Source organism: Pedobacter jamesrossensis (assembly GCF_042650905.1).
GTDB lineage: Bacteria > Bacteroidota > Bacteroidia > Sphingobacteriales > Sphingobacteriaceae > Pedobacter > Pedobacter jamesrossensis.
The window spans coordinates 39,710-55,537 of record NZ_JBHSBY010000140.1 but is presented as its reverse complement, the minus strand read 5'-3'; the positions used below and the strand labels follow the sequence as shown (position 1 = coordinate 55,537).

Genomic DNA, 15,828 nt, shown 5'->3' with positions numbered 1-15,828 from the left:
TATAGAATAGATTCAATTGAATGTTGTTTATTATCAGGTGTTTATGTTTATTATACTGAATGAGGTTTTAAACTTAGTTAATGTTAGTAGCTGTTAAATATTATCAGAAAGTAACCGTATTTTAACATTATTTGGCGTTTATTTCGATTTAAAAGTTAATATCCTTATATTCATTTCGTAATCAACAAACCAACCAAACCATGAAAGTACTACCATTTACTATGCTTGTTCCCGACGACAAGAGTGTAATCTCAGAGCATATTGAATTACCTTATTTTTATCAATATTTGCACCGTCATGATGAATGGCAAATTACATGGGTGCAGCGTGGCGAGGGTACGCTAATTGCTGGTAATGATATGCATGCTTTTCGTTCTGGCGACATTTTTCTGATTGGCGCAAAATTGCCACATCTTTTTAAAAGTAATCCAGAATATTTTGCTGGTAATGAAAATAAAACAATAAAAGCTTGCTCTATTTACTTCAATTCAAATGGTATTCTGAGTGCTTTATTTAATCTCCCTGAAATGAAAATGGCCAACTCATTTTTGACGCGTCATAAACACGGCTTTAAAATTCAACAGGGCTTTACTAAAGAAATTGCAAAAAAAATGCTTGCTGTGCACGAAGCTTCTGGAGAGGATGTTTTATTTAACTTTTTGAAGTTGATGAGAGGTCTTCAGGATTTAAATGAAAATGTTGATCCACTTTGTTCTGACATGTATTCTTCAAATGTTAGTGAGCACGAAGGAATGCGATTGAGTAAAATCATCAATTTTATCACCGAAAACTATAATAATCAAATTACACTTGAAGATGTCGCAAACGCTGCATTTATGACGCCACAAGCATTTTGCCGTTACTTTAAAAAGCACACCAGCCATACGTTCGTTTCTTTTCTAAATGAAGTACGTATAAATGATGCTTGTAAAAGCCTGATTTCTGGTGAAAAAGCAGACTGCATTTCTGGTGTTGCCTACAAAGCTGGTTTTAATAGTATTACCAATTTTAACAGGGTATTTAAAAGTATTATTGGCCAGTCTCCAAGAGCCTACATGGATACCTATAATAATGTAAGTAGGGTAAGTTACGTAGGTTCTTAAGGTTTACATAATATTTTTTTCTTATAAAATTGTCTGATTTTTTTAATCGGATGCAACGGCTATTGTCCAGTTTAAACCATTCTTTATGCGTAATAATTTAATTTTCTGCACCCTTTTTTTCATAAGCTTCGGTACACTTTTATCACCTAGGCTTTGTGCTCAAAACTCAACTTCAAGTCTTTACGAGCAAACCAGCGAAATGGGTACACTCATTGTTGGTTATGAAAAAGATGTTGATGCCATTAACGATTTCTATTACCCTTATTCGGTTGGCGGATATTATTCATCTCCACTTACAACTTTTAAAAGCCCTGTTCAGCGGAAACGCTTGCAAGAAATCAATAACGGCTACCTATTAAAGTTGAAAGCTGCAAACTTTAATACATTCAGCATTTACGGAAAGGTAGATTATGTACTTCTTAAAAAGCAAATTGAAGCTTCAGTTTTGCTGCTTAATCAAGAAGAGCAGGGCTACAAATCTTTGGCGAAATACTTTCCATTTGCCGATTCAGTTTATGGTTTGGAAGCATTACGTAGAAGAGGAACTTACAAAGACGGAGCACTTTTAGCTGCCGAACTGAATGCGACTGCAAAAATGATTGATTCGGCATCATTAGACTTAAAAAAGACAAACAAACTTAGCTCAGAACAATTAACAACAGCATCTGCAATTACGCTAAGTTTAAAGCATCGCTTAAAAGGATTTTATCAGTTTTACATGAATTATGAGCCTACTTTTACCTGGTGGGTTCCAAAACCGTATGAGAAAGCAGACATAGCATTGGGCAATTATGCAAAACAATTCTCCGCTAAACAAGATAGTTTAATGGCTGCAAAACATGATAAATTAGGTATAAAAGGTCTGCCAATTGGTCGCGATGAGTTAATTAGGCAATTAAATGTTGAGATGATTCCTTACACACCAGAACAACTTATTCAACTTGCTGAAAAAGAATTTGAATTTTGCGATACCGAATTGTTAAAAGCTTCTGCAGAAATGGGTTTTGGAAAAGACTGGAAAAAAGCACAGGAGAAAATAAAAAATAGCTATGTACCATTAGGTAAACAGCCAGAGTTGATTGTAAAACTTCAGGATGATGCTCTTGCTTTTATAAAAGCAAACGACCTTATAGAAATTCCGGCTTTAGCTGAAGAAACCTGGGGAATGGTTATGATGTCCGCCGAAAGGCAGCTTGTTAATCCGTTTTTCACAGGCGGCAGAGAAATTAGTATTTCTTATCCAACAAATGCAATGGAGGAAAATGATAAGTTGATGAGCATGCGTGGTAACAATCCATATTTTTCGAGAGGAACGGTTCAACACGAGCTTCTGCCAGGTCATCATTATCAATATTACATTAACAACAGATACAAAAGCTATCGCGAATCTTTCAAAACACCTTTTAGCGTAGAAGGCTGGCCATTATATTGGGAGCTTTTGCTTTACGAAAAAGGTTTTGCCAAAACACCTGAAGAAAAAATGGGGATGCTATTCTGGCGTATGCATCGCTGTGCAAGAATTCTGTTTTCGCTAAATTATCACCTTGGTAAATGGACACCACAACAATGTATCGACTTTTTGGTAGACCGAGTTGGTCATGAACGTGCAAATGCAGAAGGCGAAGTTCGTCGTTCGTTTCAAGGTAATTATAGTCCGCTTTATCAGGTTGCTTACCTAACAGGTGGTTTACAACTTTTTGCACTAAAGAAAGAGCTTGTAGATAGCGGAAAAATGAGTTTTAAACAATTTCATGATGCGGTAATTAAAGAAAATCTTATTCCTGTAGAGATGATTAGGGCAACCTTAATCAATCAACCCATAACAAGAGATTTTACTACTTCGTGGAAGTTTTACGATAAAATTGCCAAGCCTTAATCCAATCAGAACCATAGAATCGACATAAAGTTTATGAAAGAAGAAACCACTCAATTTAAGCCCTCACTGAAATTAATGGATGCTACCATGTTGGTAGCTGGAAGTATGATTGGTTCGGGTATTTTTATTGTTAGCGCAGATATTACACGTAATGTTGGCAGTTCTGGGTGGTTACTTATCGTTTGGCTTATTACTGGTTTTATGACACTTACTGCCGCTTTAAGTTATGGCGAATTAAGCGCAATGTTCCCTAAAGCTGGTGGTCAGTATATTTATCTTAAAGAAGCTTATAATCCGCTAATCAGTTTTTTATACGGATGGAGTTTCTTCACAGTTATACAAACGGCTACGATAGCTGCAGTAGGTGTAGCTTTTGCAAAATTTACAGCTTATTTAGTTCCCGCTTTTAGCGAAGATTTAGTCGCTCTTGATTTAGGTTTTTTTACCATATCACCAGCTCAATTGTTGGCAATTGGCGTGATTGTGTTGCTTACCTATATCAATAACAGAGGGGTTAATGGCGGTAAAATTATTCAAACCAGCTTTACGGTTGCAAAACTGCTCAGCCTTTTTGGGTTAATTGTTTTTGGTTTATTCTTTTTAGATGCAGATATATGGAAAAACAACTGGAAAAATATGTGGCAATTGGGCAGCCTTTCTGCCGATGGTTCTATTGCTTCTTATTCTACATTGGCAGCTTTTGGAGCAATTGCCGCCGCCATGGTTGGGTCTATATTTAGTAGTGATTCATGGCATAATGTAACTTTTATCGCTGGCGAAATTAAAAATCCAGCACGTAATATTGGTTTAAGCCTTGCATTAGGGACCATCATTGTAACTGTTTTATATATTCTTACCAATGTGATGTACACAGGCGTGCTCTCCCTACATGATATTGCTTATGCCGATAAAGACCGTGTGGCTGTATCTGCTGCGAATCATATTTTTGGTAGTGCAGGAACCATAAGTATTGCTGTAATGATTATGGTATCGACTTTTGGTTGTAATAACGGACTAATTATGGCTGGTGCCAGGGTTTATTATTCGATGGCAAAAGACGGTTTATTCTTTAAAAAAGTTGGCACACTAAACAAAAGTGCCGTTCCAGGTTTTGGATTGTGGATTCAATGTTTATTCGCCTGCTTATGGTGCATTAGTGGTAAATACGGCGATTTATTAGATATGATTTCGTTTGTAGTGGTGATGTTTTATATGCTAACTATTTTCGGGATTTTCATCCTTAGAAAAAAGCGTCCAAATGCAGAACGACCTTATAAGGCTTTTGGTTATCCGGTTTTGCCGATTATTTATATCATAATGGGCTTGGCTTTTTGCTTACTGCTTATTGTGTATAAACCTAAATTTACCTGGCCAGGATTAATCATCACCCTAATTGGTATTCCGGTTTATTATATAATTAAAAATGCATATCGGACAAAGGAAAATATCTCCCGATAAAGTATATGTTTTTCGAAATTTTTAAATAAATTTAGCTAAGGCTTCAATTAGGAAATATGAGAGATGTAAAAACTATACATTCTAAAGGAAATCAGCATTTTTTGCTATTTGCAATTCTATTTTGCAGTATATCTTCTGCATTGTTTTACCTATTCAACTTTAATAATCTTTCTTTAGCGTCTTTAATTTTAGCTGGATTGTTTTTGGTGAAAAAGAATTTATCTGATGTTGAAAAGGAAACTAAAACATCAAAAGCAGCATCACCGTTTCATTGCTAATCTCATTAAGATGGGTTAAAATCTTCTCGCTTTGCATCAATATTCAATGGTAATCTAAGTTACGACTAATTTATATTTACGGTCTAATTTAGCTATAATGAAAACTCATCTCCCCGTGCAAAAAGCAATTGCCATACTTTCTTTATTGTTTTTGTTTTTTAGTGCAAACGCTCAGAATGCGCCTTATAAGCCGAGCGCTACCGATATGGCAAACGCCTATTTAAGAGCAGAAAGGCTTGATACTGCTCTGCGAAATATTCCTACCAATAATGATATTGTCCCTTCATGGAAAAAGGATGGAACAGCTTTTTGGTACAAGAAAAATCTTCCGAATAAAAACTGGGAATACCTATATTTAAACGTAGTTTCGGGTGAGCGTAAAGTCGCATTCGATGCCAATAAATTAGTTAGCGGAATAGAAAAATCTACAGCTAAAACAGGCATTAATAATCTTTTAAGGTCAACAGATTTGTTTTTTAAAGATGAGCTTACCCTAAAGTTAAAATTAGACCAAAAATGGTATCAGGTTAACCTAAATGATTACAGTGTAAATGCGGTAACTGATACAAGTGTTTATCGATATAATCCTAAGAGCCGTTTACAACAAAAGCATTCGCGTTGGGCAGGCAGCGAAACTTTTAGCCGCTCACCAAATGGTAAAAACGAAATTAAAATTATTGGAGGCAATATTGTCGTTGTTGATTTAGATACAAAAGCTGAAACTGTTTTAAGTAAGGATGGAAGTATAGAAAAACCTTACAGTAATTTTGAATGGTCGCCCGATGGAAAACATATTATTGCTTATAAAACCGACCCGAAGGAAATTAAAAAAGTTCATTATGTTTTGAGTTCTGTTCAAGGAACAACTCGTGGCGTATTAAAATCTCGTGAATATGCCCAACCTGGAGATGATTTTACGTCTTATCAGCCTTATGTATTTAATTTAGCTACTAAAACGGTCACTAAAGTTGATGTAGAAGCTACCAATTTTTTCGGCCCACAGCCGCTACACTGGCGAAATAATAGTAGCAGGTATTTTACTTATGAAAAGGCAGACCGCGGGCACCAAAGATTTAGAGTTATAGAGGTTGATGTAGAAACTGGTAAAACGAAAAACATTATTGATGAGAAAACAAAAACGTTTATATACGAGAGCAGAATTTATACCCGCTATTTACAGAAGACAAATGAGATAATTTATACAAGTGAACAAGATGGCTGGCAGCATATTTATCTTGTAAATGCCATTTCGGGTAAACAACAGTTAATTACAAAAGGGAATTGGGTAGTTAGAGATATTGATAGTGTTGATGTTGCAAAGCGACAAATTTGGTTTCGGGCGAGCGGCAAGAATACCAATGAAGACCCATATTTTATTCATTATTACAGAATTGGTTTCGATGGAAAAGGCTTAGTCAATTTAACCCCTGAAAAAGGCAATCATGTATTAAGTTTCTCACCAGATAGAAAATATTATATTGATACTTATTCAGAAGTAAATATTCCACCTGTAACCAGTTTAAAGCTTACTGCAAACTGTAAAATAGTTAAAGAATTAGAACAAGGCGGTGTGCAGCCATTTCTACAAACAGGTGTAAAATTGCCAGAGGTTTTTGTTGCTAAAGGTAGAGATGGCGTAACTGATATTTGGGGTGTAGTCTGTAAGCCATCTCAAATGGATTCACAAAAGATTTATCCAATTATAGAATATATCTACGCCGGACCACAAGATAGCTTTGTACCTAAAAGTTTTTTGCCTGCAAGTGAAATGCAAAGTATGGCCGAATTGGGATTTATTGTGGTTCAAATTGATGGAATGGGCACAGCAAATCGCTCTAAAGCTTTTCATGATGTTTGTTGGCAAAATCTTGCCGATGCAGGTTTTACCGACCGCATTTTGTGGATGAAGGCAATGGCTGCGAAATATCCAAATGCTGATATTAATAAAATTGGTGTTTATGGAACTTCAGCCGGCGGACAAAATTCTACAGGCGCATTACTTTTTCATCCCGAATTTTATAAGGCTGCAGTTTCGGCTTGTGGCTGTCATGATAATCGAATTGATAAACAATGGTGGAACGAACAATGGATGGGTTATCCTGTAGGGGAGCATTATGCCAAGCAATCGAATATTACAAATGCAGCCAAACTTCAGGGTAATTTATTTTTAATTGTTGGCGAAGCTGATGAAAATGTTCCACCAGAATCTACTTATCGATTGGCAGATGCATTAATTAAGGCAGATAAAGATTTCGATATTCTTAGCATTCCGGGAATGGGGCATAGCGATGGCGGTATTTATGGCCGCCGCCGTAAAAGAGATTTTTTTGTAAGGCATTTACTTAATGCCGAACCCCCGCATACTAATCTTACACCATCAAAATAGTATGAAAATCTCTGAGTTGAAATTCTTTGTTTTTCTTGTATTTGGTTTTTATCAACAAATGGTTAATGCGCAATCTTCGCATCTGGATAAAGGAATGGGAAACCCGATTATACCAGGTTATTTTGCCGATCCAACCGTAAAGCAATTTGGCGATACCTTTTATATTTATGCTACAACTGATGGCAATGGAGGTGGTTTTGGTCCATCGCAGGTTTGGACATCTAAAGATTTTGTAAACTGGGCAATGCAGGATATGAATTGGCCAACAACGCATCATTATTGGGCACCTGATGCCACTTTAGGTCCTGATGGAAAATACTATTTATATTATTGTCAGCCGGTAGAAATATTCGGTGCATCGTCTTCAAGTCCGGTTGGCCCGTGGACATCCTTACTCGAACCTAAAAAACCGATTGTGCCTAATTTTTTAGTGCCTAACGTGATTACGCTTGATGGGCAAACTTTTAAAGATGACGACGGAAAGTATTATATGTATTGGGGAACTTGGGGTATTTATCCAAATCATGGTTGCGGCGTTGGCTTGCTTAATGCAGATATGAAATCGTTTTCTAAACTTGCTCAAATTCCGAACACGGATGCGAAGGACTTTTTTGAAGCACCATTTGTTTTCAAGAGAAATGGGGTGTATTATTTAACCTATTCATCAGGGTATTGTGAGGATGGAACATATCGGGTTCAGTATGCAACGGCAATCAGCCCGATGGGCCCATTTAAATATGCCGCTAATAACCCAATTCTTTCTACCAATGCACACGGAACCGTTCATGGTCCGGGTCATCAATCGGTATTGCAGCAAGGCGATGATTTTTACCTGATTTATCACCGTCATAATAATCCTCACGCAGATGGAGGATATCATCGTCAGGTAGCTGCAGATAAAATCATCTTCGATGATAAAGGAAATATTTTAAAATTGATTCCTACGCATACCGGAATTGGTTATTTGGGGAAAAATGAAAACCCACACCCAAATTTAGCACTAGGGAAAACCGTTTTGGCCTCATCTATTTACGATCAGGATTTTAAAGCAGAATATGCCGTTGACGATAACAATGGAACCTTGTGGAAGCCAAAAAATAACATCGGTAAAGCCTGGCTTCGGGTAGATTTAGGGAAAGTTACAAATGTGCGAAGTGTACATACCCAATTTGAATATGCCACTTGGTATTATCAATATAAAATCGAATACTCCTTAGATGGAAAGCTGTGGAAACTTTATGCAGATAGGAGCCGAAACACACAACACGGTAGTCCTATGATTGATTTTGGGAATGTGAACGCTAGATATTTACGAACAACAATATTGCGAACAGAATATCCAGGCTTGAATAAAGCGATTTGGAATATTAAGGTTTTTGATAATGCAGATTATCATCCTGAAATGAAAACGGTTGTTAAAAAATGGTCTTCTTTGGCGGAATTTGAATCCAAAGGTTTACTTATTGATTTGGATTTGAGTACGCTTAGAATCAGTTCACTGGTTAAAAATATACCCAACAAAGGAAAGCTTGGCGGATTAATCTCTGCATTTGATGCCTATAAACCTGAAGTTTCTATCATTGATGGTAAAAAAGCATTGCTTTTTCATGGTCGGGAGCGCCTAGTCTCTTCAAGTATTGCTCCAAAATCTCTAAGTGGAAACAGCAGCTATTCTGTAAGTATGTGGGTGCTCAATCCAGAAATTGCAGATGAAGAAACAATTGTTTCATGGACTAAAAAAGGTGGTAATGATTTAAGCAATGTTGGGATAAGTTATGGCAAAAGTAAAAGGGCAGGAGCTACTTCGCATTTGGGATGGGCAGATTTGGGCTATAAGCAATTACCAAAAGCAAATGTCTGGCATCATATTTCAATGGTATTTGATGGAACAATGGAACGTATTTATGTAGATGGTAAATTAGATAGGCAGGAGAGAAGGATGTTGTTCGTAAGTAACCTGTCACGATTTTTTATTGGTGGAAACGAAGATGAAAGCAATAATTTTTCAGGTGCCTTGGCTTCACTAAAAGTGTATGATAAACCATTGACAGAAAAGGAAGTTGTTGCTGAATACGATAAAGGGACAAGAAGCGATATTGCTGTTTATGCCGATGCGAAGAACCTAAATTATGGTTTGCTAAAGGAATGGACAAATAATGGCTATGCTTTAGGTAAATTATCAAGCAAAGGGAATTTAGAAGTTGCAGATGTGAATGGTAAAATTGCAGTTAAATTGGCCAGCGGAACTGGATTGAAGTTTGGCTCCGAGATAAATAAAGCAATAAGTTTATCAAAAGAATTTAGTTTCATTTTATCGCTTTTTTCTCCGATAGGTACAAAAACGAATCTTTTTTTTGGAAAGGATAATGAATCCGTTAGTTTAAGCGGAACAGGGAAATGGCAGCAAGTGATTTGCAATTTTAAAGATGGTAAATTTCAAATTTTAGTTGATGGCAAGTTATCTAAGAATTTTTTGATTAAGAACAAGCAGAAAAAAGAAGGTTTTTCAATTGCAGCTGATGGTAAAACAAATGGGTTCCAAACAGTAATATCTTCAATTTGCATCTATAATTACAGACTTGATGTAAAAGCAAGTTTGCAAGAATTTAATTATTGGAAACAAACTCAACAAACTAGTCAAATAAAAGCCAGTTTCGAATCAAAACCGCTGGCTGTTTCGCCAAATATGATTTATATGATTGCTGGTAAACCTAAGTTACCTGGCGAAAGTTTAGAATATCTTTTTTCTAAAGGAAATGATGGTAATAACGCAAATTGGGTTCGTTCTTCGAGTTATACAGATTTTTCGGTTTCTCCAGACACCAAATATAATTACAAAGTTAAGGTTAAAGATAATTACGGAAATGTTACGAAATTATCATTGCCAACTGAAGTAAAAACAGATTTATCGCTATTTAAAATAAAAAAAACGGATGGAGATTTAACCTCAATCCCATTATCGAACAAGGTTTTTTCTGGGGTTTCTTGGGATGGAGTTATTGGAAATGCAGATACCGTTATCCAGAATAAAGGCGTTTTAAAAATGGTTTCTCATAATACTTTTTGGGATGGAACGGAGCGAATCGGACCCTTTGCTTACCATAATGTTGAAGGGGGTTTTATCGCTGAAGTAAAAATTGATGACTTTTTAGGGCTTTCTCAAAAGAAAGTTTACGGTGCAAATGAGGTTGGAATTATGGTGCGTAATCCAAATAATAAGAACCTGCTTTTGCAAAATGGCGTTATGATGGGTTGGGGTGTTGGAAATATAATTACCAATTTAAGTAAGGAAGAACGTAAACAAACTAACAATCTTGCCGGATGGAATTTCTTTAGATATTTACAAATACAGCGGATTGGAAATACTTTCTTTATGCGTGGAAGTACGGATGGTAAGCAGTGGGCAGAACTTCCTGGTAGCCCAATAAAACGTGATGATGTGGTAAATAAACCATTGCAAATTGGCATTTATCAGGTAACAAATGGAGATATTTCTGGCTATGGAATTTTTAGCGACTTCAAAATTATCCAAAGAATAAATAAATAGGTAGGCCAGAATTATCGTGGTTTTTAAAATCGGATATTTGCCCAAAAGAACTTTTGAGTAAACTTTTTGATTAATATCACAAAAATAATTGCAAAAAGGGTGTTTTTACTGTATTATTAATTAGTGAAAATTATAAATTTGCACTATGGGAAATCTACAAAGACAATCAGATTTAAGCACCTTCCTGCAAAAAGTTAAGCAGTTAAGGGGTTTTGGTGATATGAATTCTTATAGCTTAGTTACAGAATTTAAAACCCTGGGAAACATTCCTGATTCTAAAATAAAAAACATAATAGAAGACATGTCTTCTCCACAAACGTGGAATAATGGCAAATCTATATTTATTGAAACGGTTTTAGAAAATATATTAGAAAATTAAAAGTATAAACTAAATAACTTAAAGTCTTGATTATTAAAATAGTCGAGGCTTTTTTTTTACACTATTTTTAATATCCTTAAAAAACTTTACCTTCAATAAAAACTAATTTATTATGAAGCTATCATGATTTTGCCAACCACACACCAATGAATAAAATCATGATAGCTTCATAACCATTGAAAATAATTTTATACATATGAAAAAAATTATCGCTATTTGTTGCCTTCTAGCCACAAGTTTAGGCTCTTATGCACAGAAGTTTGTGCCAGAGCTTAAAAATGGAACGGTTATGACGGCAACAGCAATTGTTGGCGGACAGGAATTTCCGCTGGCTTTAAAAATTATTAGCGCTACAGCTCCCGTTAGTATTGGCTGGGCCGTTGATGGCTATGGGGAAGGCTCTTTTGAAATGAGCGAGAAAGCTTTTTCAAGCGGGAGTGAATTGCTCCAGGTAACCCAACCTGCATTGGGAGCAACTAAGTTGAGTGATACTCAAAGTTTTTCTCTTATTTCTAAAGATGCATTTAAAACACTAACGGATACGAAAGCATTTACTTATGGTGGTGCCAAGTTTAAAATTAAAACTCCAGAAAGTGCAGCAATAAAAGTAAATGGTAAAGATGTAGATACTTTTCATGTATTAACTGAAGATGGGAAGCAAGAATTATGGATATTGAATAATGCCGCTTTTCCTTTAGTTATTCAAAGTGTCGGTCAGGCAACTGACATTATAATATCAGAAATTAAATAGAAGCTGATTTGTAAAAAAAATAAAAAGCCCGAGAGGGCTTTTTTAATTTCAAAGCATTATTTTTACGCCAATTATGGAAAACGACAAAAAAGAAATATTCGATAACGTTGCTCAACGTTTAAAAATTGAAGGTTTTAATGTAGTAAATCGCGATGAAACTCGTCCTTGGGGTGGTTTCTTTGTAATTGATGAAGCGCAAGCACAGCAATTTGCAGATACTTATTTTGATGGTTTAAATGTTGAAGACCTAAAGATAGGTGGTAAATTAAGTCCTAAAATTTTAATTGTTGCACCAAATACACGCCTATCTTGGCAATATCATCACCGCAGAGCCGAAATTTGGCAAGTAGTTACTGGTACTGTTGGTATCAAAACCAGCGAAACCGACGAAGAGGGTGATGTTAAAAAGTACGCTCCAAAAGACCAAATTAAATTACAACAAGGTGAACGTCACCGTTTAATTGGTTTAGAAGATTGGGGTGTTGTGGCAGAAATTTGGCAACATACTGATGCTTCCAATCCATCGGATGAAAGTGATATCGTTAGAGTTCAAGACGATTTTGGTAGATAATAATTCAATTTTATAAATCCTGTTCCATATTTTGGAGCAGGATTCTTTCAATTCTAAACCCCGCTCTATAGGTTTTCCATCCTTATAAAACTAAACGCCCTCTAATTTCGTTTATAAAGCATACACATAATACATGATAATTCTTATTTTTTTTCTTTGCCATTGGTTTTTATCCTTGTTTAGCCAAACCTTTTTCCTTCACCGTTACTCATCTCATAAAATGTTTAAAATGGAACCATTTTGGGAGAAATTTTTTTATCTGGTTTTACTGATTTCGCAAGGTTCATCATTTTTAAATCCGAGGGCTTATGCAATATTGCACCGTATGCACCATGCATATAGCGATACAGAAAAAGACCCACATTCGCCACACTTTTTTAAAGACGTATTTGGGATGATGATTGCAACAAAGAATATGTACATGGATTATCTTCAATTCAAAATACAGCCTGAACCTGCTTTTCAAGGTAATTATCCTGAGTGGCCTTTAGTTGATAGAATTGGTAATTCTTGGGCTTGGAGATTAGCTTGCGGATTATTTTACATCGGGTTTTACGTGATGTTTGCAAATCATTGGTGGTTATTTATTTTGTTACCAATACACTTTTTAATGGGGCCATTGCATGGCGCAATTGTTAACTGGTGTGGTCATAAATATGGTTATTCTAATCATGATAATGAAGACCATAGCAAAAACTCTCTTCCTTGGGATTTCCTGTTAATGGGCGAGTTGTTTCAGAACAATCACCACAAAAAACCAAATAGCCCAAATTTTGCATCGAAATGGTGGGAGTTCGACCCAACTTATCCGGTAATGAAAGTATTGCACTGGATGAAAATTATTAAGATCAGGAAGGTTTAAAGATAGTATCAAGTACAGGGTATCAAGTAAGGAGTGGCAAGTTAACTTTGGAAGCTTATAATAATGGGTTTTTATTTGCTTAAGCTTCTATAATTTTAGACTAACAATTGTTTTTTTTTCTTGCAATGTTTGATTTAGCTAAACAGTAGCGATCATGGAGTATAACGAGGTAAAGCGAATGGCGAGACTTTCGTAACTGATATGAACAGAACGATGCTTTTCGATAAAAAATAAAATCATCCCAATATGATCAACTTCCTTAAAATTGTTATTTCAGCATTGCTGATTTTTATGTGCTATAAAGTAATTAGCACTTCGTTAGAAAGTAACCTTTTCGAACAGTGGAATTTTTTAGGAAGCATCCCTTGGATGGCTGCAACCCTGTGGGATTTCTATGCTAACATCTTCATTATCGCATTGTGGATGTTTTACAAAGAAAAAAGTATTATTCTTAAAATCTCTATTGCAATTTTGTTCGTATGTTTAGGTAGCATTGCCACTTTAGCTTATGTTTTAGTTCATTTATTCAAACTAAAACCAGGCGAAGGTGTTAAAGAATTGCTGGTAAAAAGGTAGTAGGTTAAAGCGACAAGGCATAGGGTAAAACCAAAGGCAGAATCCGTTTTCCTAAACCTTATACCCAAAACCCTAAACCTTACATGGACCTACAACATTTACTTTTTATTACGCTTATTTCTTTAATTGCTTGTTGCATCATTATGTTTTTGGTTTGGCTTTGGGCAAAAAACATTAAAAATGCAGGTGTTGTAGATGTATTTTGGGCGTTAAATTTTCCTGTTATTACGGTAATAACTTTCTTTTTATCTGAAGGCTTCGAAACCCGAAAATTATTGATTTGTGCGATGTTTTTAATTGCCGAATTAAGGCTGGGTATTCATCTTTGGCAACGTGTTATTGGTCATTTAGATGAAGAAGAAGGGCGTTACCAACAGCTTCGTAAAGAATGGGGCGATAAAGCAAATCTGAATTTCTTTTGGTTTTTTCAATTTCAGGCCATTTCTAATGTTTTATTGGCTATTCCATTTTTTATTATAACGGCAAATCCATCACCACAAATAGCTACTTGGGAGTATGCAGGTATTGCGATTTGGGTTGTTGCCTTTTTTGGCGAAATGATTGCAGACCGACAACTGGCCGAATTCAAAAAAGACCCTAAAAACAAAGGTAAAGTCTGCGATACTGGTTTGTGGTACTACAGCCGTCACCCCAATTATTTTTTCGAATGGTTAACCTGGATGGCATATTTCATTTTTGCGTTATCATCGCCTTGGGGGATTTTGGCCGTAATTAGTCCGGCCATAATTTTATACTTATTAACCAAAGTTACCGGCGTTCCAAATAACGAAGAACAAAATTTGCGAAGCAAACCAGTGGCTTATAAAAAATATCAAGAAACAACAAGCGCTTTTTTCCCTTGGGGAAAAAGTCAGGAAGAGCGATGACCAAAGATATAGGTGCAAAATTGGACTGACTTAACAAAACCCTCAACCTTCTAACCTTTAACCTTAAAATGTGGTACGATAAACTTTTAGAAAACGATAAACTTCCAGATTCAGCTTTGCGTTTGGGAATTAGAAAACTTTGCAAACAACGTTTAGATGATGAAACTTTAGGCGACGAAGAGTTACAACAACAAAAATTTATGGATTTGGTTGCCGAGTTACAGCAATCGCCAATTGCGGTAAATACTGCCGAAGCCAACGAGCAACATTATGAGTTACCTACCCAGTTTTTTCAATATTGTTTGGGGAAAAACTTAAAATATAGCAGTGGTTATTGGAAACCCGGCGTTAAAGATATCGATACATCTGAAGATGATATGTTGGCTTTGACTTGCAAAAGAGCAGATTTACAAAGCAGACAAAATGTTTTGGAACTAGGCTGTGGATGGGGATCACTTTCGTTGTATATGTCCGCTAAATTTCCTGATAGTAGGTTTACTGTAGTTTCTAACTCGGCAACGCAGAAAATTTTTATCGATGAAACAGCAAAGCAACGAGGCATTGAAAATCTAACTGTTTTAACTGCAGATATGAATACGTTTACCATTGCCGATACTTTCGATAGGATTGTTTCTGTAGAGATGTTTGAGCACATGCGTAACTATAAATTCTTGTTGAACAAAGTTGCTGGCTTTTTAAAACCCGATGGTAAATTGTTTGTACACATTTTTACGCATAAAACTTTAGCCTACAAATTTGAGGTAATTGATGAAACCGATTGGATGAGTAAATACTTTTTTACTGGGGGAATTATGCCTTCGAACCATTTATTTTTCTACTTTAACGATGATTTAAAAATCGATAAGCATTGGGTAGTAAATGGAACCAATTACGGCAAAACATCAGAAGCTTGGTTAAGCAATATGGATAAACATAAAAAAGAAATCATGCCGATTTTGGAAAATACCTATGGTAAAGACCAAGCCGTAAAATGGTGGGTTTACTGGCGATTATTTTACATGAGTTGCGCTGAATTGTTTAATTACAATAAGGGAAACGAGTGGATGGTTTGTCATTATTTATTCAGCCCTACCCAACCTTCCCAAAGGGGAGGAGCTCAAAGTTCGCAAGCATAGTTTTTTAAAAATCGACAG

Annotated in this window: 13 protein-coding genes; all 13 read left to right on the top strand. The window is 35.8% G+C overall.

Translation table 11 applies throughout. The annotated features are described in order from the left end of the window. Positions 1-200 precede the first annotated feature (200 nt). The 13 genes from ACFOUY_RS17710 to ACFOUY_RS17650 all read left to right on the top strand — a co-directional run bounded on the left by ACFOUY_RS17710 (position 201) and on the right by ACFOUY_RS17650 (position 15,810). Positions 201-1,103 (top strand): AraC family transcriptional regulator, encoded by a 903-nt coding sequence (locus tag ACFOUY_RS17710; RefSeq protein ID WP_378962553.1) that lies wholly within the window; start codon positions 201-203, stop codon positions 1,101-1,103. A gap of 85 nt (positions 1,104-1,188) precedes the next feature. After that, positions 1,189-2,979: a DUF885 family protein gene (locus ACFOUY_RS17705; RefSeq protein ID WP_378962552.1), complete on the top strand. Its 1,791-nt coding sequence runs from the start codon at positions 1,189-1,191 to the stop codon at positions 2,977-2,979. 33 nt (positions 2,980-3,012) lie between these two features. Then, positions 3,013-4,437 (top strand): APC family permease, encoded by a 1,425-nt coding sequence (locus ACFOUY_RS17700; RefSeq protein WP_378962550.1) that lies wholly within the window; start codon positions 3,013-3,015, stop codon positions 4,435-4,437. A 56-nt stretch (positions 4,438-4,493) separates the two neighbouring features. After that, a complete protein-coding gene (locus ACFOUY_RS17695) occupies positions 4,494-4,715 on the top strand; it encodes a hypothetical protein (protein WP_378962549.1) in 222 nt (73 codons plus the stop codon). 97 nt (positions 4,716-4,812) lie between these two features. Beyond that, positions 4,813-7,101, top strand: a complete 2,289-nt coding sequence (locus ACFOUY_RS17690; RefSeq protein WP_378962547.1) for a S9 family peptidase — start codon at positions 4,813-4,815, stop codon at positions 7,099-7,101. A 1-nt stretch (position 7,102) separates the two neighbouring features. Next, positions 7,103-10,648 (top strand): family 43 glycosylhydrolase, encoded by a 3,546-nt coding sequence (locus ACFOUY_RS17685; RefSeq protein ID WP_378962546.1) that lies wholly within the window; start codon positions 7,103-7,105, stop codon positions 10,646-10,648. Between the two features lie 145 nt (positions 10,649-10,793). Continuing rightward, positions 10,794-11,027: a hypothetical protein gene (locus ACFOUY_RS17680; protein WP_378962545.1), complete on the top strand. Its 234-nt coding sequence runs from the start codon at positions 10,794-10,796 to the stop codon at positions 11,025-11,027. Between the two features lie 196 nt (positions 11,028-11,223). Next, positions 11,224-11,778 (top strand): hypothetical protein, encoded by a 555-nt coding sequence (locus tag ACFOUY_RS17675; protein WP_378962544.1) that lies wholly within the window; start codon positions 11,224-11,226, stop codon positions 11,776-11,778. Between the two features lie 73 nt (positions 11,779-11,851). Then, the gene (locus ACFOUY_RS17670) at positions 11,852-12,349 is read left to right on the top strand and encodes a cupin domain-containing protein (RefSeq protein WP_378962543.1); all 498 of its coding nucleotides are present in this window, start codon (positions 11,852-11,854) and stop codon (positions 12,347-12,349) included. A 133-nt stretch (positions 12,350-12,482) separates the two neighbouring features. Beyond that, entirely contained in the window at positions 12,483-13,211 is a 729-nt protein-coding gene (locus ACFOUY_RS17665; protein ID WP_378962542.1) for an acyl-CoA desaturase, read from the top strand. Positions 13,212-13,457: 246 nt separating this feature from the next. Then, positions 13,458-13,787: a DUF1475 family protein gene (locus ACFOUY_RS17660; protein ID WP_378962541.1), complete on the top strand. Its 330-nt coding sequence runs from the start codon at positions 13,458-13,460 to the stop codon at positions 13,785-13,787. An 83-nt stretch (positions 13,788-13,870) separates the two neighbouring features. Further along, complete coding sequence (locus ACFOUY_RS17655) at positions 13,871-14,674, top strand: DUF1295 domain-containing protein (protein WP_378962540.1); 804 nt, start codon at positions 13,871-13,873, stop codon at positions 14,672-14,674. 68 nt (positions 14,675-14,742) lie between these two features. Beyond that, on the top strand, positions 14,743-15,810 hold the full coding sequence (locus ACFOUY_RS17650) for an SAM-dependent methyltransferase (RefSeq protein ID WP_378962539.1): 1,068 nt from the start codon (positions 14,743-14,745) through the stop codon (positions 15,808-15,810). Positions 15,811-15,828: the final 18 nt, after the last annotated feature.